Here is a 25358-nt window from a genome sequence, read left to right as displayed (position 1 = left end):
ACTAGCGGGCCGGCGGCAGGAAGCGCTTCGCCAACTTGCACACCATCGTGTACGCCGGATCGAAGACGTTGCCCATGTCGTACTGCACGCACTGACCCAGCAGGATACTCGCGCTGCGCAGATCGAGGCCGTAGTCGGTCGTCAGCCAGCTCAGCATCTCGGTCGTCGCGTGCTGAATGCACTGGTCGAGCGGGCGCGCATTGCCGACCGTGAAGATGTGCTCGTCGTTCTCGCCGCGCGGCCAATTGATGCGTTTGCCTTTGAGCAGGCGCACGCTGAACTGCACCTCGCTGGAGATTTCCACGCCGGTGCCGACGATCTCCCCATCGCCCTGGATCGCATGCGCGTCGCCGAGGTGCAGTAGCGCGCCGGGTGCGCTGACTGGGAAGTAGACGGTGACACCGGGCCGGAAGCCGCGATAGTCCATGTTGCCGCCGTGCGGCCCCGAGGTGGCGGTCGAGATCGCCTGCCCGCCAGCCGGCGCCACGCCGAAGCAGCCGAGCATCGGATCGAGCGGCAGCGACAGCCGCCCCAGCGCGCCCGCCGGCTCCGCGAGCGTCACCGTCTGCTGCTCAAAATCCACGTACCAGTCCACTTCGATGTCGGGCGGCATCTGCTGCACAAACTCCGGGTCGAGCACGTTCGGCGCCACCGTCGAGCGCGTGAAGCCGCGCCGGCGGCTCGGCGTGACGCGCTCGATGCGCATGGCCAGCGTGTCGCCCGGCTCGGCGCCTTCCACGAAGAACGGCCCCGTTTGCGGGTTGCCGCGCGGCGTCACCTGCGAATTGGTGTGGTCCATGCCGCGCGCATCCACGCAGCGCGTGACTACCGTGTCGCCGTCTGCAATGTGCAGTACCGGCGCATGCCAGCCAATCGTCGTGTAATAGCGGTCGGGGGTGAATTGATGAACGGTCATGGTGTCAGCCTATCCTCAGCGAGATTGTTATGTTATGCCCCCGGCGCGTCGTTCGGCCTCGATCGGCGTGTCGGGCCGGTTGCCCCATTCATACCATGACGCCTGGTAATTGCGCACGTTGGGGTATCCGAGCAAATACTTGAGCACAAACCAGGTATGGCCGGCGCGCCAGCCGCCCGCGCAGTACGTGGTGATCGTCGCGTCGGGCGTGATGCCGCATGCGGTGTACAGCGCGCGGAGTTCGTCGGCGCCCTTGAAGGTGCCGTCTGCGTTCAGCGCGTCTTCGTAGTGCGCGTGCGTAGCGCCGGGAATGCGACCCGCGCGCTCCGTGCCTTCGGGCGGCTTCGAGCCAAACCACTGGCCGCTGTGTTCTTCGGTGCGCCGCGTGTCCACGACCAGATGACCGTCCGCGCCGATCGACTCGACCACCTGCTCGCGCACCGCCAGGATATCCAGATCCGGCGCAGTCGCGACATGGCGGGTCGGTACGACCGCCGGAAGCGCCGTCGTGAGCGGCCGCCCTTCCGAAACCCATTTCTGGCGGCTGCCGTTGAGCAAACGCACATCGCGATGGCCGAACAGCTTCATGTACCAGAAGCCAAGTCCGTTGGCCGAGTGCGTCGCGCTGTAGAAGACGACGGTCGTATCGCTGCCAATGCCCGAACGCTCGAACAGCGCCGCCGCCGTTTGCGGGTTGAGGTCCACGCGCCGGTCGGGCGCCATCACATCGTCATATGCAGACCAGAAGACCGCGCCAGGTATGTGCCCGCTCTCATACGCCGTGCGCGTGCGGTCGATCTCGATGACACGCACGCGCGGGTCGTCGAGGTGCGCCGCCAACCACTCGGTGCTGACCAGCGTATCCGGGTCAGCGTAGGTTCCGCTCATTTCGCCCCCTCCTCAATAATCACCGGCGTCAACTGCCGTCTGCCACTCCGCCCGCACATAAGTATAGCAGGGTTCCGGCGCCGTTCGCGTCACCACCCGATGCGGTCACGGCTGCACGGTGAAAATGTGCACGCCGCCGGCCGCATACACCTGCCGGTAATGCGGGCTGGCCTCGAAGCGGTCGAGCGGCAGCGCGCCGCCTTTGACGCCGATATACACGTGCGTCACGCCCCAGTCGCGCAGCGCGGCCAGCCAGGGCGGATCGTCGGGGTCCGGCCCCGCCTCGATCTGCCGCGCTAACGTATTAACGCGTGCGACGTACTCTGGCGTCCCTTGCGTGTAGAACACAATCGGCATCGTCGTGCGGCGGCCGGTCAGGTTGGTGATCCAGTAGCCGCCGTCGGACCCCATATACGTCTGCCCCTGCCAGCGGCGCTCGTTGACCGCAAACACAGCGTCGGGCGGCGTATTATGGCGGATCCACGCCATCGCATCCACGTCAGACTGCTCGGCCAGCACCGTAACCGGATTGACGATATCGATCATGGCAGGCGCGGTCACCAGCGCCAGCACGACCACCGCCGCCTGCATGACTGTCTCGGCTCTGCCGGTGCGCATCCGTGGCACGGCATCGGCGAGCGCGGCCAAGCCGAGCGCGATCAGCAGCGCCTCGGGGACGTAGAGCGCAATCGCGGCCGAAAAGTTGTTGACGATCCAAGTTGGTCGCGCGCCGAAAACGCCGGGGTTCAGCGCGACCGCCGTGATGGCGACCCACAGCAGCACGAGCGCGCTGTACCGGCGGAAGCGACCACCGCGCCATAGCGCGATCAGCGCGCCGACGCCCGCGGCCACGATCAGCCAGGTCATACCGGGGCGCTCAAACAGATCGAACGGCACGGCGTTGTAGTCGTCGTTGCCGGCAAAGCGCACCGCCAGCGTGTCAAGTGGTTGCAGGATGGTCGTCCAGAGCCGCCAGAGCCACGGCGCGGCCAAGAGCAGCGCACCCGCCGCCACGGCGGCCGTACGTCGTAACAGAGCAACAGCCTTGCGCATATCGCCAGCCGTGAGTGAGTGCAGCAGGAGGTATGCCGCGACGAACGTCGCGAAGAAGAAGGTAACCCGATAGTGGACCCAGAAGAGCAGCCCGGCCGCGATCGCCGCCGCCAGCAGATCGATCCGGCGGCCCTGCTCGGCCGCACGCTGGTAGGCCAGCATCGCCAGCGGCAGCAGCACGAGCGCCGCCAGTTGCGTATAGCGCCCCCACGTCACGTAGTACGCCGGCATCAGCGACAGCGTACCGGGCACGACAACCGCGAGCAGCGCCGCGCTGCGGCGCCCGGTCCACGCGGCGGCGAGCGGGTACAGTGTGAAGCACGCCAGCGCGTTCAACGCCTGGCCAAACCAGAGCATCGTCTGCTCCACGCTGAAGCCCGACAGGCGCGCCAGCACTGCCACGGCGACATGATAGCCGAGGTGATAGTAGACCTGGTCAGCCTCGGCAAACGGCCTGTACGACTCCGGCAGGCCACCCTGCGCGAGGATCAGCCGCGCGATGGCAGCGTGGTGGACGGAGTCGACCCAGAGGGGGAGGGAGTGAATCTGCAGGAAACGAAGACCCAAAATGAAACCAAACGAAATCACACAATGCGCTACGGGCATTCTACTTTGGCAAGTTAACTTTAAGTACCCCAAGGTCATTAAGCTTGTCAGCAACCACTGTCACCACAAGTTGCTTGCTCATATCTGATTGGTCAGGAACGAATCTGGAATCGTGCGGCAACCACAGTATTAGAACGTAGCTGCCGGCGGGAACGTTTATTGCAGCAAACTTGCCATCAGAATCAAGTATGGCTCGGGGTGATGTCTGCGGATCTACTGTCACCAGAAAATCCGAGCCAGTACCAGACGACACCGTCTGCCCAAAATAAACCCCCATCCCGGTCATGGAGCGATTCTGATCCAAGCTGATGAGCCTCCCAATGATGTGCCCATTGCCAGGTTGTGGCGTAGAGGCCACTGCTTGCGCCAAAATAGAAGGCTGGTTGTCCTTGCTCTGTATCACCTGCGGCGCTTCGCATGCTGTCACTAGCATGACCAGCAACAATAATGCAGTCTTTGTAATAATTGGGACTACTCCTGGGTGCGGTGTTCGGCACGTCCCGATATCAAGAACTTGGGCCGATTGTTCAATAACAAAATGGGCCGAAACTTACGTCGCGGCCCATTCTCTATTCGCCGGAGAATCTACTGGTTGATACCTTCGTAGGCGTACAACTGATCTTTCGACTGGGTCGAGTCTGGAGCTTCGTTCTGATCTTCATTGATAACACATACGATTGGCTGTCCGGTACTCGTAATCGTAGCCGAACCGTTGTAGCCGTTGCCCAACTGCACCTGATTTGGTTGATAGAACAGCGCGTTGCCTCCCGACGGCACAGCGCTCGCCGACGAAGTTGTCGCAATACCCGCGAATGCTATGGTCATATCTGTCGGAGCGTTGCCAACATTCTGGCACGTGATACTTGTGTTATAGGCGAAGTAGCGCTTCAAGACAATGGGAGCACGTACTTTCGTCGTACCGGAAGCGAATGCCGAATACGACGCGGCACGATTGGTGGACGCTGATGACTCGTTTACCTGGGCCACAATCGGCTGACTGGCACTCTCAATCTTGGCCGATGTCAAAGTGCCAACAGGCAGACCAGGCACATTTGGAGTGTAGGCCAGATACGACGAACTTCCGGCAACCGTCACAACCGTCTTGGTTGGAATTGCGGAATAGGTGATGGTAATTACCGTTGATGAAGCACCGATATTTTGCACCGTAAGCGCTGTGTTATTGCCATAGTAGTTCTTCATGATGACTGGCGCATAGGCGGCTTGCGAGCCGCTCGCAAACGGCGTGTACGAGTAGAGCTGACCTGCCGTAGCACCGGAACCAAAGCTGTTCACTTCAACAGCCACATTGCCAGTCGACGTAATCAGCGCAGAATAGGGCACATTGCCAAACATACCAGCCAGCCCTGACTGTTCGAAATTGGCAAACCCATTAGGCTGTACGTTTGTTGCTTGCTGTGTCGCCACCGGCGCCCCACCACCCGGAGCATAAATCAGAACGGAAATGTTGACTGCAGAAGCAGAGACATTCTGAACTACCATGTTGGTGTAGTAGCTGTAGTAGTTGTTATAGGCTCCAGGAACATACCAGATGTTCCCCACCTTCGAGCTATCAACGCCACCGTAGGATCCTGCACTACTGCCCACACCACTACCATTGCTCTGATTAACAACTGCAGCAACCTGCTGATCGCAACTCACCACACCTGCATATTGGCCAACGGCCAACCCGGCTATATTTGGCACATAGGTGAACTTACTGCCATCAACTGAAACGGTAAAAGCTGCACTTGTATATACTGATACCCCCGACGCATTGTAGAACTGATACACACATGAAGCCACGCTACTACCAAGGTTTTGGATCGTAAACGCAGATACAAAACTCCCGGTCGGTCCTGGAACCGATTGGGGCTGGGGACCCTGCGCCACTGCCAGACCTGCTCCAAGAAGCAGGAAGCTTGAAATGACGATAGCCAGAACGAACTGGTATTGTTTCATTTGGTGTGGACTCCTCTGTAGAATGCGATAGTTAGACCAGCATGTGCAGTAGTTTGGGAACAGAACACGCCGCTCTTCATGGGAAAGTCACTGCTAGCAGTTTGTCGGAGAGACAATCCTAATGACCGCATCTTGTGGTTCGGGGCTTGTTTTCGCCATTGAGACCACAAGATGCAGTTCTCTCCGACAAACTGCTAGGAGCTTGTAATTCATGTTTCTCTGAAAAGCAGTAAGAATCCGACCAACAACCATTATTCAGTATAGGAAGATCTACCTTGCGGTCAATTACCCGAATGTATTACGTAGATGGTTCTCTCGGAAAGACTCGAAAACATGTGATTAATTTCACTGATTATTAGCTGTACTCATAACGAGGCAGTTCGAATCTAGTTTCAACATTATCAATTGCTTATAAGGTACGCACGAATTGGCCCGAACAAACAGTAGCAATTACCTATTTTCAATATTCATGTCATCGAATTTGGAATGCTGCCTGTCAATTTCAATTTGGGTCAAGCCAATTGCAGAGGATTCAATCACCTCAGGACGAGCACCAAAGACCTTGGCAAGTGCTATTATTATAAAACTATACACAATATCGCAGCTCACAAACAAAACCCTCACTGTCGCTGCAAGAAAGATAGCCGAGTCGAGAGGCAGAAACTTCATCGTGAGAGCAGTTATGCTGATATCCCTTACACCTAGATTGACGGGCAGTATTGGCGATGTGAGACTTGAGAAGAGAACTGTTAGCGACCAAAGCTGAGTTGCATCACTCAATGAAACAGCAATTTCAGGGTTCCCAGCCTTTATCAGCAAATAGACTTTGACAGCTCCAAGAAAGACACAGAACTGATAAATAGTAAGTGCAAGAAGCAAATGGGGAAGCAGGCGCACAAACGCCTGAAGCTTCGCATACTGTGGAGCCGCGCACCGCATGATAAGCTGAACGCCTGTATGGTAAATTCCGCTCTCAACCACTCTATTGAGCCAGATGCAGCCAACAACTACTGCCAGCTCACACGCGAAAAAGGAAGCAACGGTCAACGGACCTGAAGTTACGAAAGCGTATACAGTGACGGAGGCACCAACAAGTAGTACCCATTCGGCACCACTCGCCGTCAAAGTTTGCGCCGCATTGATTTCATGTTTCTCATAATGCTTTACACGTTCTAATAGATACCAGACAGCACCTGGCGCACGGCGAAGGACATTGCTGGTCCCGTATATTGCGACATCGGTCCAATCCGTTCTTCGGTGAAGAATTCCTCGCGCCAGCAAACTCCAGACAGAAACCTGCAGGCCGAACGACATCCCATACAGTACAGTACTTGATGCTACCGCCACCAAATAGGTCGCCCAAGGGAAGGATGAGAAGTCGCGTGAGCTCTGCAACACAATTAGCAACAGTGAGGCACCAGTCAGTACCCATCCCACGCCGCGGGCCATTGCCAGCAGAAACGGCGCCCACTTTTCGCTAATCTGACGGATCAACACCGTAACTCACGAATGGCGAAATATGTTGTAGTCGAAGACATATTCAGTGCATCAAGACAGTATACTAAGGGAGCTACCGCCAACTGGAACGGCGAGGATCGCAATCCTCGAAGGACAGATTGAACAACCGCCGGTCGAACACCGCAATAATCGCGCAGGTACCATTTCACACTCACTAGAAGCATTTGGTAGCTTCCCGCAACGGCGTTTTGACGAACAACTGTTAGGCCATTCTGGTAGAGCAAATCAGCCAGAGCTCTCCGAGGCACTAGATACAAATGCCGCGGTAGATCCCAACCCGCCCAGTAACTCTTGAATAGACGGCGTTCGATTCCCTCAAGATTGGGAACACTGAAGACCAGAAGCCCGCCCGGGTCAAGTGATGCTGCAAGCCGCACTAAAGCCTTTGCGGGATCGGGCAAATGCTCAAGAACGTCCCACATGCAAATTACGTCAAATGATCTTCCGCTCAGATCAAACTGTTCTAGTGATCCCGAGAAGACATTGAGGCCCAAACTTTCACGCGCATATGCCGATGCATGCAGACTCGGCTCGACGCCGGACACATTCCAGCCACAACTGCGCATTTCGTCGAGAAACAAGCCCGTCCCACAGCCAACTTCCAGCAATCTCCCATTACGCACATAGCGTTCGATTGCTCTACGCCGTTTGATCAATCCATAGCGATCGATCACTTGGCGCAATATGTGGCGATCGCCCTGAGGCGCTTTGCGATAAGAAAGATACTCTGACGGGTAATATGCTGAAAGATCAGCCGCGATTAGTCGTGGTTCCTGCCGAATCCAACCACACGTTCTGCATTCCACGTGACGAAACATTCCAGGCAAGCCGTGCATCCGATCAGGCCCGGTCATCACTTCAAGAAACTCCGAAGTGCCACAGTTGCAGCAAGCACTGGATTCGAACTTTGGTTGCCCCATTGTCGTAGGTGAATAGCCACCGTTATTCTTGACCCATCAACATGGGCATCAATCCATGCCGAGATAGCCGACCATTTAATGCGATTACTCGGATTAGACCCCGCGTTCAGTTGTATCGAACAAGATCTCACTCTGGGGCACTTGGGCATCCGCTAGAGTAGGAATTGCACCGAGGGGCTTATTTAAGCCCAAGCGAACTCCGACTGCAAACGCTCCCACCCAACGCCAATTACCCCTTATGATTTCGCGCCCCATTATGTACGCAATATGAAGAGGCAAAGAGATCATTACCGGGCTACCATGCCGCCGATAGAAGCGCGTCGCACTTTCACCATATACCTGGTAGAAGGATTGCATATGGCCTGACCGTTTCGTTGAACGCGAAATCTTATGCGCGATGTGTGCTTTAGGGACAAACCGTATGTCGAGACCATGTGCACGCACACGCTGCGAGAAATCCCAGTCATCAAAGTAGAAGAAATAACCCGGATCAAATAGCCCGGCTGCTTCAAAGGCCCGTCGATGAATAAGCAGTGCACACGAAATGGCGTATTCAATATTCTGAGGTTCTGCCAACTTCGTATTGGCATCAAGTCCATTTCCAATTGAGACTATAGCCGGTGGAAACAGGCGGCGGCGCGCACCCGCTGCCCAGATCATATTGGGCGCATCATAATAGACCACTTTGGGCATCGCTATGGCAGCTCTTGGATTGTCGCGCATTGACTGCAATAAATGTGCCGCAGCATCCGGAGCCAAGACCGTATCATTGTTTAGCATGAGGATATACTCTGCACCACTCCTCAGAGCGGCTACAAATCCATAGTTGTATCCCCATGGCACTCCGAGATTCCTGCCCGTTTCCAGAACGCTTATTTCCGCGAAACGCTCTCGCAAGGTCTGCGGCGTGTCATCTGTGCTGCCGTTATCCACGACCACAATGCGCATCGCCACGCCGACCTGCCGTTTAACAGACTCGATACACTCAATTGTGTCATGTACGTTGTTGAACGCGAGAATTACCACGTAGATTTCGGGGTTGGATTCGGTATCCACCTGGAATTGTACCTCTGGGCTGGACAACTGGAGGGGTTCGGCTTGATCAGCGATCTGCTTTGTTACAGAGAGAGCTGTTGCGAAGTTGTCATCGACCTCCTTATGCTCAAATTCCGCACTACGGCCTATCAGGAACAGGTTTTGATAACGCGCAAACAAGACGCGCGTATCTGTGACCGTCTGTTGGTATGCACGCGAGTAGACCGGATACCCAAAAGGCTCCACCATTTCCATCGTGTCGACAACATCGCCCGACGAAAGAAAGCGCGACCGCACCAGGTCGTCTACTACACGGGTAGTGATGTCGTACGATGTCGCCGTAACTTCAGCGCACAGCACGCTGCTATCAGGCGGGCAATCGAACGGACTCATGTTCTTGAATTCAACCATCCGGTTGACAATATAGCCGGGATCCATGAAATATACCCAGTGATTATCAGATGCATATGCCTTGCGGATGTGCAAATAAACCGTGTGAACGGGACGGAAACTCAACGGGACGCGCCGCCCCAGCATCCGTCCAAGAATTGTCATGGGCATCGTAGATATCACAATATCAAACTCATCTCGGCGAATTTCATGCCCGTGTTTTGAGATTACCGCTGTAATGCGGTTACCGTCTGTCTCAAGTGCTGTCACCCGTGTGTTGAGTCGCACCTGAGAGGCTATGGCACTACCAAGTGCTCGCGCTATTGCGCCATAGCCGCCGTGAAGCGGATAATAGAAATAGGAGAATTTCTTTTTTGAATTTTCTCTCAGCACATCCGCGAAGCCTGCCAAGCGAATCTTGTTCCTTGCCCACTCTACATCGATATCGTCTCCGGGAATGCCGAATAGACGCTCGGTATATGACTTGAAGGCGAATTCATTCATCGCGCGCCCATAAAGCGCGTCAACATAGTCATTAAAGGAGCGTGGGCGTTCATTTTTCTGCCGGACGAGGTAGCTCCAAGCAAGTCGCCCCGTGATAACCGGGCTAAATCGCCTACCGATTTCCAGCACGCTAATCGGATCACCCATCCACTTGCCTCGCAGGAAGATGCTGCTTCGGCGCACATGCCTTCCCATTGGGACGAGTGAAATCAACTGTCGAAGGAGTGCCTCATCGAGAGTGAACAGACGATGGCTGGCAAAATCACAATTGAAGCCCTGCCATTCGAAGCTTCGCGCCAAGCCGCCTACAAAATCACGGCGCTCAAAAACGACGGAATCAATACCACGCTGTTTTAGAAGCCAGGCACAAGATAGACCGGCGATACCGGCACCAAGGATACCAACCCTCACTGCCTTCTCCTATTCTCGGCTGCCCCAAAGCACCAAATCAGTTTGAGCAGAAAAACAATCGGGGCAAGATACCAATTCGTCCAGAGTGCTCGATCATCCAGGTAGATCCGCAATGTCGAAACGAGTGCAATTAGCGGTGAGCACACAATCAGCAATGAGGCATGCTGAAGGGGTAGCGGCGTCTTAAGAAACGAATCCCAGCGCCGATCCGCTTTGATCGAAAACCGACCAGACTGGTAGGAATGCCGAACTACCGATTGACAAGTTACGCGCGAAGGGGCATGCAGAACTCGAAGATCAGGATCAAAGCGCAGTTGGGCGCCGTGGCGCCTAATGCGCGTAGTCAAATCGGAATCTTCTCCACTTGCGGCGGGAAACCTCTCATCAAATAGGCCCACGTCAGCGAGCAACGACCTTCTTAAGGCTAACCCTATCGTTGGAAGCTGTTTCCGCAACCCCTCCTTTGCCGACGTTAGGTATTCGTGGAAGGAGCTTATATGGTCGCTCATCATCCAATAGTTGTGCGGCGTCACCAAATCGACACCACTGCCAACCGCATTGGTATGGGGGTTGTCAAACCACTTCCCTATCCGTTCGAGCCAGTCCCTTGCCGGAATCGCATCTGAGTCTAGCATCACGACGAGTGGACCATGTGTTTGCCTGATACCGATGTTTCGTGCCGCAGCTGGTGACACGGGATGCGGTGTAGCAACAAAGCGCACATTGGGATTTTCTCTGACAAGTCCCGCATCGTCACGACCAACGATGACCACCTCAAACAGATCAAAACCTATAGTCTGGGACATCAGCGCCCGAATCACGTCAGCAATGACTGGTGAGTTTAAGATCGGAATCACAACTGAGAAGCGAATGTCGGCACTTGCGCCAGTTTGTGGCCTCGAGTTTGCTGATTGGAGAAGGGACATGTCAGTAACCAAGCTTCGCCCTATCTCGGACTCAGACTGTGCCAGCTTGAACATCGTGGTAAAACTGAACATAGGTGCGTGCAACCTTGTCCCAGCTGAACTCACGAAGCATGCGTTCACGAATGTCACTGGCCGGCCACAGACGGTCGCGATTCGCAATCAAATACTCGATTGCCTCTAAGAAAGAATTAACATCTCCAGTCCCGGCGAGTAGCCCATCTTTGCCATTAAGGATTGACTCGCCAAGTCCGTCGACTTCGGATGCAATGACCGGTAGGCCCAGCGCCCGAGCCTCAAGCGTAACAAGTCCAAAGCCCTCTGGATCGGACTCGCACTTGATGTTGGGCGCAATAAAAGCCGTTGCCCATGATGAAATGGCTCGAATTGATTCAAGATCTTGTCCACCCAGCATTATGACCTGTTTGGAAAGCCCCAGACGCAAGATAGCACGCTGTGCAGGTAGCGCATTACTTCCTTCACCAACCACGATGTACAACACGCTGGGGAGTCGCGCCGCTAAGACCGGCATTACGTTTTCGATGAACCACAGCACCCCCTTTCGCGGCACCAGGCGGCCGACAGTCATAATAACGACACGCTCAGACAAGGATGGCAACCTCAAATCTTCCAGTAGCAGGAGCGACTTGTCACGCGACATCGGCATATACATCGACGTGTCAACGGCAAGTTGAATCACCCTCACCCGTGACGGGCGAACGCCAGCAGAGAGGCTTAGCCGACTAGTATATTCACTGTCACACGCGACTCCATCGATTCTTCGGAGATGGGATACAACCAGGTGCCGGTACATGTGGCCCGCATGCGTAACATCTAGCCCATGAGCTGTGACAATTGCCTTAGCATTGGAAAACCTTGAAAGCGTTGAAGCCAAAGGAGCCAATGCAGCATCTGCACAATGTATAACCGCGTGCTGGTCGCTGGCAAACTGCGCGAGATTGTGCCTCAAGACCTGATACAGCGCAGATGAACTAAGGTAAGGAAGCGCCCACCATGGATAAGATCCCCCGATAAGGCGAACATCGATGAACTTTCGGAGCGAACTAAATAGGTAATACGAAAACGCCTCCATCCCCCCAATGGAAGGGGGATATTTGCGCGTTATGAAGAATACCTGCATGGACGGTGCTTTGCAAGCTCCAAATCGTCTCAAAAATCACGAACCCCACGTGCGTTATCGGTCAAGCCCGCTGTCAGGTTCTTGTGGTACATGATTGGCTACTCTGCTCGCCGGTCCGTTGTCTTCTCGGTAGGCACTCCCCAACGGAACGCTACGCCTCACGATCAAGTCCGCGAGTAACCCTACAGCAGCCAGTTGTAGGCCAGTGAACACAATGGCCAAAGTCGAACCAGGTATGTAGAAGACATTACCACCATACACAAATATGTCGCGGAAAGCTTTGGCCAAACCAAGAATAAGGAATGCAAGGGAAATGGGAAGCAATACTTTCAGTGGATCAAAATACATGGTCGCGCGCACCACGAGCGTCAGGTAGTTGTAAGTATCGCTCACCGGATGAAACTTCGAGCGCCCCTTGCGCGGATAATACTCGATCGGCGCAAACTTGATCGTGAGGCCGCTCGAAAGATAGGCCATCGTAATCGTGCTGACCCACGAGTGGCCAAACGGCAGGATCTGGAAGAAACGCATGGCTTCTGCGCGCCGGAAGACGCGCAATCCGGAATTCAGATCCGGTATTTTGACGCCGGTCAGATAGCTGGCCAGCCAGCGGATAAACGCCTTGGCCGGCACCCGCAGCGCCTTGAGCGTGCCCTGCTCCGAGGTGCGTGCGCCGATGACCATATCGTACTCGCCCAGAAAGGTCAGCAGGCGCGGGATGTCCTGGTTCGGATAGGTGCCGTCGCCGTCGGTCATGACGATGACCTCGCCTTGCGCCGCGCGAATCCCGGTGATCAATGCTGCACCGGTGCCACGATTGTAGGGGTGCTTGAGCATGCGCACCCACTGCAGCGCAGCCACAATCTCAGCTGACCGGTCCTGCGAACCGTCGTCCACCACGACGATCTCATACGGCTCGCCCAGCGAGCGCATGGTGTCCGCGATCACATTGAGATCGTGCTCAATCGCGGCTTCCTCGTTGTACATCGGAATAACGACGCTAATCAATCTGTCCGCCTGAATACCAGACCTTGCAGCGCCGGGCGCGCGGTGATGCCGGCGCAACGCAGCGCTACCATTGCAGCCTATTATAGGTCAGGACGGCTGAACGCTGAAGTGCGCCGAATCGGCACACGCGCATCCCGGAAAGCCGTACAGTCGCGTCGGCGCAGTCGATCGGCTGACCGATGGCCCACCGGATGTCTCAGGGGGAACGCCGTTCTACCGAAGCGCGGGCTTCGCGAGCAATTTCGCACGCATCGCTTGATACACGGCATCCAGGCGCATGCGGTGCTGGTCTATGCTATCAACCGCGCTTGGCCGCGCAGTGCGCAAAGCCTTCGTATTACGAGCAACCTGATTTAGCGCCTCCGCCCACTCCCCCACGTCCCCCGGCGGCACCAACCAGCCGTCAGCCGCCGAGCGCACCCGCTCGCGCAGCGCGCCGATATCCGACGCCATGATCGGCAGGCCGGCCGCGCGCGCTTCCATCGCAATCAGGGACGCCGTCTCCGGCCAGAGCGACGGAATCGCGACGACATCGCACGCGGCCATCTGCGCGGCCAATTCGGCGCGGTCGAGCGCGCCGTGAAATCGCACCGGCAACCCATCCGCCAGCTTCTTGAGTTGCGCGACATACGGCGCATCGGCACGCTCATCGCCGCAAATGTCCAGCGTTGCAGTCCCCGGTGGCATGCGGCGAAACGCTTCGATAAGGATGTGTACGCCCTTCTGTGGCGTCAACCCGCCGGCGTATAGAATCCGCAGTCGGGTATCGGGTGCCGGCACGCGTGGCACATCAGGCAACGGCTCAATGCCATGCTCGATCAGGCGCAAACGTTCCCCCAGCGCGAAACGCTGAGCGTACACATCATACACGAATTGCGACGGCGCGATAATCCGGCGAGCCGCCCGCAGTGCGCCAGCCAGGCAGGCCGCCCGGTGCGCAAATAGCCCGGCGACCGCTGGCGCAACTCCCCACCACAGCGCCGACTTCGCCCGGTGCGCCGCGCAGTCCACACAGTTCAGCCATAACCGAGGACCACTGCAAACCGTGCTGTGCGGACGCAGCAACTGGGCGTTGCCGCAGAAATACCAGTAGTCGTGCAGAGTGGTGAGTACGGGCGCGTTCGCCTCTCGTGGAATGGCATGGTGCATCCCCTTCAAGTGCTGGATGTGCACCAGATCCGGCGCATACTCTGCCGCCACCCTACGGAACGCCGACAGCACTGCTTCGTTTTGATAGGAGTCTCGAAACTGCGCGGGTGCGCCGCTCGGTTCAGGCTCGAAGAACCGATAAACGGTTAGATCGCCCTCAGCTTGCACCGACAACTGCTTACGCCCTTCTGATCGCACCCGTGTGAAGACCGCGACCGCGTGGCCCGCGGCGGCTTGTGCGCGCGCCAGCGCCTGTGTGTAGATCTCGGTTCCGCCGACATGATGCGGAGCGAACTGGTGCACCACATGCAGAATGCGCATCGAGCCCTGAGTGTCAGCTCGTGCTGGAACGCGATTGACAACCGACATTCATGTCCACCACGCAGCGATTATACATGCAATTCAGCCGCTGCCCAATCATCTATATACGCACTATTACTGCATTGTAACCTTTTCGAACGGACGGCATCTAATGTAACAGACCAACGTACTTGTTTACCGGGTAGTCGTCGTGAGTATTACCGGGTAGTCGTCGTGAGTATGCAACCCGTTCTACTCAGTTTGGGCGTAAATCGCATGAGCGCCCTGCACGCTTGCGCGGGATGGCGCCCCGGGCGAACTCGCTTGTACCCATCAACCCCACCCCCAACCCCTCCCCGCTTTCGCGGGGAGGGGCGAAAAACATAGGGGATTGGCGCGGCGGCTTCGCCGCCGCGCCAATCCCCAAGAGTGATTCCCCTGCTCCCCCGCGTTGCGGGGGAGCAGGGGCCAGGGGCTGAGGGGGCGAGGCGCGCTCGGCATGCTTCAAGTGAGAATTCAATACGAGCCGTGCCAGCAGCATCGCGCATGCGGCCATCGAGCGGCCGACCAGGCCGGACACGCGGCAACACCAACGAATATGCGTCGGCAGACGCGGTAAACAAATACAGACCAACATTACAGGGAGCCAAACTATGAACGCCACACCGCTTGGACTGCATGTGCACCTCAATTCGACGTTTGATGAAGCCGTCAACCGCGTCACCAGCGCGCTCAAGACCGAAGGATTTGGCGTGCTGACCGAGATCGACGTCAAAGCCACGTTCAAACAGAAGCTCAATATCGACTTTCGGCCGTACAAGATTCTCGGCGCGTGCAACCCACCCCTCGCCCACCGCGCCCTGAGCGCTGCGCCCGAAGTTGGCTTGCTGCTGCCGTGCAACGTGACGGTGGCCCAGACCGAGAGCGGTGTGGACGTATCGCTGGTGGATCCGATCACCATGCTTGGCTTCGTCGCGAACCCGGCGCTCGAACCGATCGCCGCCGAAGCCCGCGCGCGGCTGGAGCGCGTGGCGAACGCGCTGCGGGAGTAGCCACCATGCCCATGTACGCCTTCACCTGCAACGTCTGCCATCAGCCGTTCGACAAACTGGTGCGCAGCGCCGACGCCGTGTCGGAAGTGGTGTGCCCGTCGTGCGGTAGCGGCAGCATCAAGAAGCAGCTATCAATGTTCGCCGCCAAAGTGTCCGGCGGCAGCTTCGCTTCCGCGCCCGAGGCCGCCTGCTCGACCGGCGGCACCTGAGGGTTCCGTCGCTAAACGGGCCGTGCGCCCGCACTCCATGCTGTCGACAGGTTTTGATAAGCTCCGATCGGCTGGCATTTTGTTCATCATCGAGAATTTGAGATGTCAAAGACGAATCATCGCAAAGCAGCGCAGCGTTCCTGGCTGCCCTGGGCGTCTGTGCTGGTGGCCGCGGTGCTGGTCATCGCGGCCGGCGCCGTCTGGGCGTTTTCTTCCGCGAACGCGCCGGCTACTTCGACCTACCCCGCCGAGATCGGGCTGGCCGATGCCGTCGCCAAACGGGCTGCCGGCGCATTCATCCTGGACGTGCGTCAACCCGATGAGTGGGCCGACTACCATGTGCCCGGCTCCACCCTGATCCCGCTGGAGCAGTTGGAAGCGCGCGCCCGCGAACTGCCGCGCGACCGCGAGGTCGTCGTCGTGTGCCGTTCGGGCAATCGCAGCGCCACCGGCCGCGACATCCTGAAGAAGGCCGGGTTCAGCCAGGTCACGAGCCTGGCGGGCGGGCTGAGCCAGTGGAAAGCAGCCGGCCACCCGACCGTCAGCGGGCCGTAGCGCCCGGAGGCAATGCTATAATCAGGGCATGCCAGCGCCGCATATTGATTCGGCCGAGCAAGCCCTGATTGAACGTCTGCGTGCCGGCGACAAGGCCGCTTGCGCCCTGTGCGTTGAACTGCACGCCAACGGGCTGTATCGGCTCGCCCTGCGCATGATGCGCAACGAGCACGAAGCCGAGGACATCGTGCAGGAGGCGCTCCTGAGCGCCTTCCGCGCCATCCAGTCGTTCGATGGCCGCTCCAGCCTGAAAACATGGCTGTACCGCATCGCGTACAACGCGGCGCTGATGCGCATACGGCGAATGGAGCCGCTAACGGTTCCGGTTGACGAGCCGTCCGACGACGACACCGCCGTGCAACCCGTCGAGTTGCGCGACTGGTGCTGCTTACCCGAGCAGGAATATGAGTCGGCCGCGGCGCGCGCCGAACTGGATCGCGCCATCGCCGAGTTGGCACCGCGCCTGCGCGAGGTCTTTGTGCTGCGCGAATTGGAAGAATTGAGTACCGGGGAAACAGCGCAGACGCTGGGCGTCTCGGAGGCGGTCGTGAAAGTCAGGCTGCACCGCGCGCGGCTCTGGCTGCGTGAGCGGCTGGCCGGCTACTTCAGCGAGTTTGCCCAGTCCCGAAACTGATCCCACCCATGGCACACGATTGCAGGCATCTACTTGGCGACCTGTCTGCCTATCTTGATGGCGACGCGGCGCCGGTCGTCTGCGCCGAGATCGAGCGGCACCTGCGCGACTGCGCGGACTGCCGGGTCGTTATCGACACGCTGCGCAAGACCGTCACGCTATACCGTACCCAACCCGCTTCGCGTCTGCCGGACGATGCCCGCGACCGGCTTTATGCCGCATTGAATCTCAACGAATACAAGCCGCGCTCACGATAGCCGGCCCATCGCATCCCAAATCAAAACGGGCAGCCCCGATCGGGGCTGCCCGTTGCGTTTACCTCATCCGGCTGTACGATTACTTGCGGATGATCGGTAGATAGAGCTTGTTCGGCAGGTTGGGCGGCGGTACGACCGGCGCCGCCGCTTCGTATCCCTGGTGCGTCACATCGTGCCGGAACATCGGCCACGCCATGCCCGACTGCGGCCAGTTCGCGCTGCGGACACCGCGGACGCTCTGGACCAGCGGGTTCGCTCCGGCCGCGAACAGCGTGGCATTCCACGCGCGCACGCGCCCCACACCATCGCACGTCGCCAGGCAGAAGCTGCCGGCCGCCACGATCTGCAGCGAGCCGTTGCCCTGCAGGTCGCCCACGGCCGCCGAGTTCGAGATCGCCGCGCGCCCCAACCAGAGCGTCGGGATGCCGGCGCGAATGGCGCCGGTCGTCTCGGTCAACTGACGGCCGTTGCGATCCAGGACCGTGATCTCGCCGGCATAACCGACAATGATCTCGACCTGGCCGTCGCCATTCAGATCAGACGCGATCGGGCTCGACGGGATCAGGATGCCCTGCGTGCCGCCGAAGTTCTTTGGCTTCATGCTCCACAGCAGCGGGAAGCCGGGCTGCCCGCTCCACACATAGACGCTCGCGCCGCCATTGGTCGCATTGCCCATCGTCGTCGCGATGATATCGAGGACGCTGTCGCCGTTCACGTCCGCCACGATCGGCGACGAGAAGACTTCGGCATCGGTCGCCAGCGTGGCAACCAGTTGGCCGGACGCCGACCATACCTTCACCCACTTGCCATTGCCCGTGCCGTTGCAGTTAGTGCCAACCGGGAAGGCGCAGCCCGAGCCGATGATGATCATCTTGCCGCGGGCGCCGTAGTCCGCCACGACCGGGCTCGAGTACAGCGACTGGTTGACGTAGAGGCCGTAGTGGCCGATGTTGAGCGGCGCGCCGGTCAAATTGCCATACTGCACATTGAAGCCGGTGGTGTGCGCGGGGCCGATGCCTTGCTCGTTGTGCATCACGCGCAGCAGGCCGCCATCCTGGGTGCCGGCCGCGCCATTCGCCGAGATGTCGCCGCCAAAGATAAAGTCCAGCTTGCCATCGCCATCGATATCCGCGATCGCCGGCGATGACCAGATCGTGTCCAGCATCTCGGCGGGCCAGAGGTTATTGGACGGCGCGCCGAAAGCCTGCCCCGTCACGCCATCAATCAGGTGCAAGCGCAGATCCCAACCGCCGGCGACCACCTGCTTGCGACCGTCGTGGTTGAGGTCGACGATGGCCGGGCTCGCCCAGACGCCATCCGTAACGCCGTCGCCATTGCGATCGAGCGTGCGGTAGAACCAGAGCTGGTTGCCGTTTCGATCATAGGCCACGATACCGCCCGGCGTCGTCGGGTTGCTGCCCGCGCCGACGCCCACCACGATCTCTTTAAAGCCATCGCCGTTCAGATCATCGATCGCCGGGGTTGAATTGACGGTGCCGGGCGCGACACGCGACCAGCGCAAGGTGCCGTCACTATTGAGAACCACGAGGCACGCACTGTAGTCTCCTTCAGCACCGGAGTTCGTCTGTGTGCCGACTACGATTTCCTGGGTGCCATTGCCGTCGAGATCGACGAGCATCGGCGAGCTTCCGTAGACCACGCCGCACGGCTGGCCGCCGTCATGGGTCAACGCGGTGTCAAATACCGGCGTCGTGAATGGGTCAACGGGGGTGATTGCATGGACGGACGTACTCAGGGAGAAGAACAACAGGCCGAGAAAGCTCAGGCCAACCGCAACGGCGACAGGGAAGCGGCGGGACGCTACGTCCCCCGCGCCACACGAAGTATCGAGCCGGATCTGACTCGTTTTCATCACGCACCTTCCGGTTTCTAAGTTCTCCCCGTTTGGTCCTGGGAGGGACAAGCACCGGAAAGTGCCTGTTCCCCATTCGGTAGCCGGGCTGCCATCGTCGCGTTGACTTAAGGCCCCGTAACTTTGCGTCCTCAGCTTTCGCTGAGTTTGCCCTTATCGTGGAGAAGCTGCTACTACTACAGAACGTAATTTAGTTTTCTGTTTATACAATACACGTTGAAGCGATAGTTATCAATGGTACCTGTGGCTCACGGCTGCCACCCGGTACACTGGTTGGCAGAAGCTGTTGCTCTACGAACCGCTGGTAGCAAGCCGTACGCAAGCTATGAACCGATCTATAATATGTCACCTTTATTGGTGCAGTGCCGTCGCGGGCTTACTGCTTGATAATATGTAATGTATATTCGATGGATCACGTCTTGTGCGTCAACAAGCCCCGCACTGCCACCAGTCCGCGCTTCAAACCACGCCCGTTCATGTGCGGCTTCAGCATAGCATAGCCGGTGCGCCCGGCCTGCCAGCCGACGCTGGCCACGTCCAGCGGCAGATTGACCCAGCTTTGAACGGGTGCCGGCACCCGCCAACTGCGAGTTGTGTCCTCCGTCTGGATGGCATGCACAAGCAGATGCGGGCTGCGCGGGTCGGTCGTCAGCGTGACCTTGAGCACCGGACTGGCGAATTGCGGCAGATCGAACGAGAACGTCGCCCAGCGTGGCCCGACGCGGAACACGCCAACCGGCACGTCGTTGACCCGGATACGCCCGTGAATGAAGCGCGCCGCCTGCGAGCCGAGTGTGAGTGACAGCATCCGCCTGCCGCCATTCTTGAGAAACACGGTCGCCTCGCGCCCCATGTGCCGCGCTTTGTAACCGGGGCGCGCCTCGAACGCGTGGCTCCATCCAAGCCCATGTACCTCATGCTCGCCCACCACCATCGCCTCGCGCAACGTGTCGAGCGGTGTCGGCGGGTTCCATATCGCGCGGCGACACTGGAAACAGTCACGCGGCGGCCGCGCAGACTTCAGGGCCTTGCGGAAGGACTGATACTTCGGCCCGAACCAGATCTCGTCAATTGAATTGTCGTTCAGATTGCCCAGCACCGTCGGAGAGATGCAGCAGGGGTGCACTTCGCCGTTCGCGCCGATGATGACATGCGCCCACGGCACGCTGCAGCCTTTGCGCCAGCCTTTGGCGACGATCTCGTCGCGCGTGTAGTCGTTGCTGAACAACTCCGGCGCGATCTCCTCGCCGTATGACGTAGTATCGCCAATCTCGTGGTAGAAGCGGTGCGGCGACTCGATGCCGATGCTGACATCGGCGGCGCGCGCCCGCTCCATCATCTCGTTGAACTTGCGCCGGGCGAACTCCTTTGGTCCGAGCGCGCCGGCCTCCGACACGTTCAGGTCCTGCGGCAGCAAAAAGTCGTCCATGGCGCTGACGGTAAGCTGATGGACACCCACCGACTTGACCATCTCCACCATGTCCGGCAACTCGGCGACGTTATCCGGCTGCGCCACGAAGGCGATCTGCAGGAAGGGCGCCAACGCATGCTGACTCGCCTTGGCGTCCTGCAAGCGCCGGATGTTCTCCTTGATGCGCTCCAAGCTGCCGCCGGCTCGTATCTTCTCGAAGACCTCGTCGCTGGCGCCGTCAATCGACACCGCCACGCTATCGACGTGCTTGCTGACGACCAGCTCGGCGTAGTGGTCGTTCAGCAGCATGCCGTTGGTCGTAATGTGCACGTGAATCGGCCAGCGCTTGATGCGGTCAACGATCTCGCCGATGCGTCGGTTCAGCAGCGGCTCGCCGATCCACGACAGCACCACCTGGTCGAGGTGCGGCAACAGGCTCTCAACCTTGTCCAGCAGTTCGAGCGGCAAGTCGCCATATTCCGTGCCGCTGCTGGGGCTCTTGCCGACCGTGCGCGGGCACATGATGCACAGCAAGTTGCAGCGCGACGACGACTCGATCATCGCCAGGTATGGATATGGCACGTCGTTGGCGAAATGATTCTGGTATATTTCAGTGTCTTCTAGATACTGCACAATCGTCACACCCTTCCCGCTTGCAGCCGTTGTCCACGCTGGTGCGCATTATAATGCGGAACCGATTACAACCCAATCGAGGTCAACTGTGCCTCAAATTGAGCCTGCACGGCCGGCGGGCTGAAGTCGCGTGCGCGCGCAGACTGCCCGGCAATGATACGCGCGCGCAGGGACTCGTCGCGGGTCAGCGCCGACGCCAGCGCCGCCAGCACGTCCCAGCGCTTCGCGTGCACCAGCACGCCGGCGTTGCCCAGCGTGTACGGCACGCCGGTCGACGCGTAGGCCGCCACGGGCACCCCCAGCGCCATCGCCTCGACCAGCGGTACGCAAAAGCCTTCGTGCTCGCTCAGGCACAGGAACAAGTGCGCGCTGCGGTAGTAGGCCACCAGCGCCGCATCCTCAACATGCCCGGCCAGCACGACCTGTGCGGACAGGCCAAGCGCCGCCGCCAGCGAGCGCAGCGATGCCAGGTAGCGCTCGCAGCCGCCCCATGCGCCCACCAGCACCAGACGTGCCCGCGGGTCGATCTGGCGAAAGGCATACAGGAAGCGCAGCAGGTCATCCTGCTTCTTGTTTGGCGCCACGCGCCCGACAAAGAGCACGTTGGTGCTGCCGTCCTGCATCGCATGCATGATCTGCGGATCGGGCGTCGCCCGCTGCGACAGCGTCTCCGCCAGCGGAAGTACCGCCGTGCGCGGATAGCCCAGCCCTTCCAGTTCCAGGCGATTGAACTCGGAGTCGGCCAGCGCCAGCTCGGACTGTTCCTTGAACGTCGGCAGTTCAGCGCGGCCATGCTCGGCCCCGTCGGCAATCTGCGGGTTGACGCCGCGGAAGTACTCGGGCGGCGTGATGTTGTGATAGATGAACAGCAGGCGCGGCGCGCGCAAACGCACCAGCGCATTGAGCGTGGAACCGATTGAATAATGGAAAATCAGGACATCGTCGGCGCGCGCGCGGTAGCCGTCGGCGGTGTGCGCGTCGCCGCGCGGCAGCGCGGGTGATATCCGCTCCGCGTAGATCTCCGAAGCATAACCGCGCTCGCGCAGGATGCCGCGCAGGAACAGCGCCTCATTGAAGATCGCGTCGCCGGGTGCGGCGCCGACGAGCAACTGGTCAACCCGCCGCTTCGCCATAGACCGCCCGCAGCATTTTCGCCAGCACGCGCTCCCACGTGAAATTGGCGCGCACATAGCGCGCGCCCTGGGCGCCCATCGCCGCCGCCTCGGTGGGATGCTCGGACAGCCAGCGCAGCGCGCCGGAGAATTCCGCGTAGTTGGCAAAAAAGAGACCGCCGTGGCCGGCACGGCAGTGGCCGACCGTCACCGCGCAGCCGGCATGCACCAGCACCGGTCGCCCGGCAAGCCAGGCTTCCATGAGCACCAGCGAGAAGCTCTCGTTCAGCGACGGGTTCACCAGGCACAGCGCGCCCGCCAGCGCATCGTGCTTCGTCTGCTCGTCCGTCACACCCAGGTCGATCACGTCCGGGCGCGCCGCCGCGGCCGGCATGCCGCCCGGCCCGATCAGCACCAGCTTCAGGTCGCCGCCCTGCTCCAGCTTCATCCGTCGAAAATGGTCCAGCAGCAGCGGCGTATTCTTGGTTTCGTCGCGGCGGCCGACATAGACGATGTAGGGACCGGCGAGCCGGTGCTTTTCGCGGAACCGGGCCGGGTTGGCGCCCGCTGCGGCATCGACCCCCGCGCCGATCAGGTGCAGGCGCTCGGCCGGAATGCCGTACAGCGACTGCATGAGGTCGCGCTCCGGCTGCGAGAGCAACAGGAACCCGCGCAGCGACGGCATCAACGCGCGGAACGCCGCCATGTGCGCGTACGCTTCGTCGTGCAGACACGGCATCATGAGCGAGTTTTCGGGCGCCGCGCGCGCGCCCCAGTAGCTCGTGCCGAACATATAGGGCAGAAACACGAAGCGATACGCATCGCGATGCTCGCCGATATACGCCACCAGCTCATCGCTGCCGATGATGTGCTGCATGAACTGCTGCTCGTCGGCCGTGCTGATGCCCAGCCCGCGCATCAGGCGCAGATTGACCTGGTGAAACGCCTGCCCATCGCGCGGGCGCACTCGAAAACGGCGCACCGGCACGCCGTTCAGCGTCTCCAGCCCGGGGCGGTGATGGTTCTTGCCCCAGTCGCTCTGAAAGCGCCAGGCGCAGGTCGTCAGCACTTCGACGGCGTGCCCGGCGTGGGCCAGGTGCTCGGCCAGCCCGCGGCAGACCGTCTCCGCGCCGCCCGTAATATCGGCGCCGTACCACGGCGTGACGAGCGCGATGGCCGGACGGCTCATGCGCGCCGCTCCAACTCGTCGAGCCGCGCCCGCAGGCGTTCAAGATCGGCGCGCAGCGCGCGCACCTCGGCGTCGCGCGCCGCCAGCAGCGACAGCACGCGCACAAGCGACGAGTTGAAGTTCACCTGCAGGCCGGCATGCTGGTTGACGTAGTAGACGGCCAGTTCATGTGCGCGCGCCTTCAGACGGGCCAGCCAGCCGCCCAGCAGCGGCACGTTGGGCCGCATGACGTTCATTTCGACAAAGACCTGGTCGTATGTCAGGTTGGCCTGTGTCAAGTGAAACGCCAGCGCGCCATCGTCGCTCTGCGCGCCGAGCGGCGGCACATCGGGCGGCATCAACGGCCCGTGCGCGGCCAGCGTAGCGCGAATCTGCGCCATAACATCGTCTACATTTACCGCGGGGTCGCGGATTTCGACGATCTGTTCAAGATCGGGCAACGGTTTCGCAAGCTCGCTCATAAGTATCCCGCACCAGCGGATAGATCGCGTCCCACGTGAAGCGCGCCAGCACTTTGTCGCGCCCGGCCTGTCCAAGCCGCATGCGCAGCGGCCCGTCGCCCAGCAGGCGTTCCACGGCAGCCGCCAACGCCGCACCATCCCCCCACTCCACCAGCAGGCCGTCCTGACCTTCGGTGATGACCGACGGCAGCGCGCCGGCGCGCGCGCCAATCACCGGCTTGCGGTTCAGCCACGCCTCCAGCAGGACGATGCCGAACGAATCGGTGCGCGACGGCAGCGCCAGCAAGCTGCACGCCGCCAGCGCGTCGCGCTTGGTTTCATCGTCAACCGGGCCAAGCAGATGGGTGCCGCAACGAACCGTGCTCGAGGCGCGCGCCAGAACCTGCGTGACGTCCGGCATCGCCTGGCCGGCCAGCACCAGCCGCGCCTCGGCGCCGCGCTCCCAGAGACGCTGCATGGCGCCGATCAGGTGCAGCGTGCCTTTGTCGCCGGTTTGCGTGCCCAGCGCCAGCACGATCGGCTCATCCGTGCCGATCAGCGCGCGAAAGCGCCGCACATCGCCGCCGGTGACCGCGGCCGGGTCGGCGCCGGCGCCCGCCACAACCAGACGTTCACGCGGAATGCCGGCGTCGGCCCAGAAGCCGGCTTCCAACTCGGTTAACGCGATGACGGCTGCGCTGGCCTTGAGCAGCGCAGCCTGATGGCGCATGGTGTAGTAGTCGCTCAGGCTCGCGCCGCCGCGCGCCGGCGTGGCGGCCAGGTGTGTTAGCGGATACATCAAAAAAGGAATGCCTTCGCGGCGTGCCCAATCCGCGGCAGGCCAGTAGAGCGACTCAAACCCGATGCCCGACGCCGCAACCAGGTCGAACGCGCCGCGCTGCGTCCGCAGCCAGCGATGCAGGCCCGGCACGCTCAACGCCAGCCCGCCCAGCGCACGCAGCATGCCGATTCCGCCGATGCGCCGCCGCGACAGTTCGACGGAGACGCGGCGCAAAGCGCGGAAGGCAAAGGTTGTGACAGGCGGTTGACGCAGCGCAAATCGCCGGATCGTCACGCCCGCGTGCGTTTCCACCGCACGATCAACGGTTCGATGCGGCGAGGTCCAGAACCCCTCGATATCGGCGACATCGGTCGTCGCGACGGTCACGGCATGCCCGTCGCGCGCCAATCGCTCGGAGAGCGCTTGCAAGTGCGCTTCGGCGCCGCCGAGCGCCGGCCAGTAGCGCTGAATCAGATGCAGGATGCGCACGA

23 protein-coding genes and 1 riboswitch are annotated in these 25358 nt (G+C 59.9%); of the genes, 5 read left to right on the top strand and 18 right to left on the bottom strand.

Translation table 11 applies throughout. The annotated features are described in order from the left end of the window. Position 1: 1 nt before the first annotated feature. The 12 genes from HZB53_12565 to HZB53_12510 form a co-directional block, all read right to left on the bottom strand. Positions 2-916: an acetamidase/formamidase family protein gene (locus tag HZB53_12565; protein ID MBI5878474.1), complete on the bottom strand. Its 915-nt coding sequence runs from the start codon at positions 914-916 to the stop codon at positions 2-4. A 27-nt stretch (positions 917-943) separates the two neighbouring features. Further along, positions 944-1804: a sulfurtransferase gene (locus HZB53_12560; GenBank protein MBI5878473.1), complete on the bottom strand. Its 861-nt coding sequence runs from the start codon at positions 1802-1804 to the stop codon at positions 944-946. 105 nt (positions 1805-1909) lie between these two features. Further along, a complete protein-coding gene (locus tag HZB53_12555) occupies positions 1910-3424 on the bottom strand; it encodes a hypothetical protein (GenBank protein MBI5878472.1) in 1515 nt (504 codons plus the stop codon). A 40-nt stretch (positions 3425-3464) separates the two neighbouring features. Next, on the bottom strand, positions 3465-3767 hold the full coding sequence (locus tag HZB53_12550) for a hypothetical protein (protein ID MBI5878471.1): 303 nt from the start codon (positions 3765-3767) through the stop codon (positions 3465-3467). 281 nt (positions 3768-4048) lie between these two features. Next, the gene (locus HZB53_12545; protein MBI5878470.1) at positions 4049-5422 is read right to left on the bottom strand and encodes a hypothetical protein; all 1374 of its coding nucleotides are present in this window, start codon (positions 5420-5422) and stop codon (positions 4049-4051) included. 450 nt (positions 5423-5872) lie between these two features. Continuing rightward, positions 5873-6916 (bottom strand): hypothetical protein, encoded by a 1044-nt coding sequence (locus HZB53_12540; protein ID MBI5878469.1) that lies wholly within the window; start codon positions 6914-6916, stop codon positions 5873-5875. After that, complete coding sequence (locus HZB53_12535; protein MBI5878468.1) at positions 6913-7623, bottom strand: class I SAM-dependent methyltransferase; 711 nt, start codon at positions 7621-7623, stop codon at positions 6913-6915. The genes HZB53_12540 and HZB53_12535 overlap by 4 nt, the downstream gene beginning before the upstream one ends. 330 nt (positions 7624-7953) lie before the next feature. Beyond that, complete coding sequence (locus tag HZB53_12530; GenBank protein MBI5878467.1) at positions 7954-10200, bottom strand: FAD-dependent oxidoreductase; 2247 nt, start codon at positions 10198-10200, stop codon at positions 7954-7956. Next, complete coding sequence (locus tag HZB53_12525; GenBank protein MBI5878466.1) at positions 10197-11198, bottom strand: glycosyltransferase; 1002 nt, start codon at positions 11196-11198, stop codon at positions 10197-10199. The genes HZB53_12530 and HZB53_12525 overlap by 4 nt, the downstream gene beginning before the upstream one ends. Next, a complete protein-coding gene (locus HZB53_12520) occupies positions 11158-12264 on the bottom strand; it encodes a glycosyltransferase family 4 protein (protein ID MBI5878465.1) in 1107 nt (368 codons plus the stop codon). The genes HZB53_12525 and HZB53_12520 overlap by 41 nt, the downstream gene beginning before the upstream one ends. A gap of 54 nt (positions 12265-12318) precedes the next feature. Next, the gene (locus tag HZB53_12515) at positions 12319-13272 is read right to left on the bottom strand and encodes a glycosyltransferase family 2 protein (GenBank protein MBI5878464.1); all 954 of its coding nucleotides are present in this window, start codon (positions 13270-13272) and stop codon (positions 12319-12321) included. A 213-nt stretch (positions 13273-13485) separates the two neighbouring features. Further along, positions 13486-14742, bottom strand: a complete 1257-nt coding sequence (locus HZB53_12510; GenBank protein ID MBI5878463.1) for a glycosyltransferase — start codon at positions 14740-14742, stop codon at positions 13486-13488. A gap of 632 nt (positions 14743-15374) precedes the next feature. Here HZB53_12510 and HZB53_12505 point away from each other — a divergent pair. The 5 genes from HZB53_12505 to HZB53_12485 all read left to right on the top strand — a co-directional run bounded on the left by HZB53_12505 (position 15375) and on the right by HZB53_12485 (position 17428). Then, complete coding sequence (locus HZB53_12505; protein ID MBI5878462.1) at positions 15375-15773, top strand: DUF302 domain-containing protein; 399 nt, start codon at positions 15375-15377, stop codon at positions 15771-15773. 5 nt (positions 15774-15778) lie between these two features. Next, positions 15779-15982: a zinc ribbon domain-containing protein gene (locus tag HZB53_12500; protein ID MBI5878461.1), complete on the top strand. Its 204-nt coding sequence runs from the start codon at positions 15779-15781 to the stop codon at positions 15980-15982. 102 nt (positions 15983-16084) lie between these two features. Then, on the top strand, positions 16085-16537 hold the full coding sequence (locus HZB53_12495) for a rhodanese-like domain-containing protein (GenBank protein ID MBI5878460.1): 453 nt from the start codon (positions 16085-16087) through the stop codon (positions 16535-16537). Between the two features lie 28 nt (positions 16538-16565). Next, positions 16566-17171 carry a sigma-70 family RNA polymerase sigma factor gene (locus HZB53_12490; GenBank protein ID MBI5878459.1) on the top strand — a complete coding sequence of 202 codons (606 nt, stop codon included), beginning with the start codon at positions 16566-16568 and terminating at the stop codon, positions 17169-17171. 8 nt (positions 17172-17179) lie between these two features. Further along, positions 17180-17428 (top strand): zf-HC2 domain-containing protein, encoded by a 249-nt coding sequence (locus HZB53_12485; protein ID MBI5878458.1) that lies wholly within the window; start codon positions 17180-17182, stop codon positions 17426-17428. 79 nt (positions 17429-17507) lie between these two features. Here HZB53_12485 and HZB53_12480 read toward each other — a convergent pair whose 3' ends face one another. The 6 genes from HZB53_12480 to HZB53_12455 all read right to left on the bottom strand — a co-directional run bounded on the left by HZB53_12480 (position 17508) and on the right by HZB53_12455 (position 25356). Then, on the bottom strand, positions 17508-19301 hold the full coding sequence (locus HZB53_12480) for a hypothetical protein (GenBank protein ID MBI5878457.1): 1794 nt from the start codon (positions 19299-19301) through the stop codon (positions 17508-17510). A gap of 75 nt (positions 19302-19376) precedes the next feature. Beyond that, positions 19377-19463, bottom strand: a riboswitch (cyclic di-GMP riboswitch). Positions 19464-19713: 250 nt separating this feature from the next. Then, a complete protein-coding gene (locus tag HZB53_12475) occupies positions 19714-21354 on the bottom strand; it encodes a radical SAM protein (GenBank protein MBI5878456.1) in 1641 nt (546 codons plus the stop codon). Positions 21355-21410: 56 nt separating this feature from the next. Beyond that, positions 21411-22478 carry a glycosyltransferase family 4 protein gene (locus HZB53_12470; GenBank protein MBI5878455.1) on the bottom strand — a complete coding sequence of 356 codons (1068 nt, stop codon included), beginning with the start codon at positions 22476-22478 and terminating at the stop codon, positions 21411-21413. After that, positions 22459-23646 carry a glycosyltransferase family 4 protein gene (locus HZB53_12465; GenBank protein MBI5878454.1) on the bottom strand — a complete coding sequence of 396 codons (1188 nt, stop codon included), beginning with the start codon at positions 23644-23646 and terminating at the stop codon, positions 22459-22461. Before HZB53_12465 ends, HZB53_12470 begins: the two co-directional genes overlap by 20 nt. Then, positions 23643-24107: a hypothetical protein gene (locus HZB53_12460; protein ID MBI5878453.1), complete on the bottom strand. Its 465-nt coding sequence runs from the start codon at positions 24105-24107 to the stop codon at positions 23643-23645. Before HZB53_12460 ends, HZB53_12465 begins: the two co-directional genes overlap by 4 nt. After that, complete coding sequence (locus HZB53_12455; protein MBI5878452.1) at positions 24073-25356, bottom strand: glycosyltransferase family 4 protein; 1284 nt, start codon at positions 25354-25356, stop codon at positions 24073-24075. Before HZB53_12455 ends, HZB53_12460 begins: the two co-directional genes overlap by 35 nt. Positions 25357-25358 lie beyond the last annotated feature (2 nt).

It is taken from the genome of Chloroflexota bacterium (assembly GCA_016235055.1).
GTDB lineage: Bacteria > Chloroflexota > Anaerolineae > JACRMK01 > JACRMK01 > JACRMK01.
This window is presented reverse-complemented; position numbering and strand designations above follow the sequence as displayed.

Excerpts from the sequence above, each read along its gene's own strand:
- HZB53_12565 (MBI5878474.1), bottom strand. The coding sequence starts at position 916 with ATGACCGTTCATCAATTCACCCCCGACCGCTATTACACGACGATTGGC.
- HZB53_12560 (MBI5878473.1), bottom strand. The coding sequence starts at position 1,804 with ATGAGCGGAACCTACGCTGACCCGGATACGCTGGTCAGCACCGAGTGG.
- HZB53_12545 (MBI5878470.1), bottom strand. The coding sequence starts at position 5,422 with ATGAAACAATACCAGTTCGTTCTGGCTATCGTCATTTCAAGCTTCCTG.
- HZB53_12525 (MBI5878466.1), bottom strand. The coding sequence starts at position 11,198 with ATGTTCAGTTTTACCACGATGTTCAAGCTGGCACAGTCTGAGTCCGAG.
- HZB53_12520 (MBI5878465.1), bottom strand. The coding sequence starts at position 12,264 with ATGCAGGTATTCTTCATAACGCGCAAATATCCCCCTTCCATTGGGGGG.
- HZB53_12510 (MBI5878463.1), bottom strand. The coding sequence starts at position 14,742 with ATGCGCATTCTGCATGTGGTGCACCAGTTCGCTCCGCATCATGTCGGC.
- HZB53_12505 (MBI5878462.1), top strand. The coding sequence starts at position 15,375 with ATGAACGCCACACCGCTTGGACTGCATGTGCACCTCAATTCGACGTTT.
- HZB53_12500 (MBI5878461.1), top strand. The coding sequence starts at position 15,779 with ATGCCCATGTACGCCTTCACCTGCAACGTCTGCCATCAGCCGTTCGAC.
- HZB53_12495 (MBI5878460.1), top strand. The coding sequence starts at position 16,085 with ATGTCAAAGACGAATCATCGCAAAGCAGCGCAGCGTTCCTGGCTGCCC.
- HZB53_12490 (MBI5878459.1), top strand. The coding sequence starts at position 16,566 with ATGCCAGCGCCGCATATTGATTCGGCCGAGCAAGCCCTGATTGAACGT.
- HZB53_12485 (MBI5878458.1), top strand. The coding sequence starts at position 17,180 with ATGGCACACGATTGCAGGCATCTACTTGGCGACCTGTCTGCCTATCTT.
- HZB53_12480 (MBI5878457.1), bottom strand. The coding sequence starts at position 19,301 with ATGAAAACGAGTCAGATCCGGCTCGATACTTCGTGTGGCGCGGGGGAC.
- HZB53_12470 (MBI5878455.1), bottom strand. The coding sequence starts at position 22,478 with ATGGCGAAGCGGCGGGTTGACCAGTTGCTCGTCGGCGCCGCACCCGGC.
- HZB53_12465 (MBI5878454.1), bottom strand. The coding sequence starts at position 23,646 with ATGAGCCGTCCGGCCATCGCGCTCGTCACGCCGTGGTACGGCGCCGAT.
- HZB53_12460 (MBI5878453.1), bottom strand. The coding sequence starts at position 24,107 with ATGAGCGAGCTTGCGAAACCGTTGCCCGATCTTGAACAGATCGTCGAA.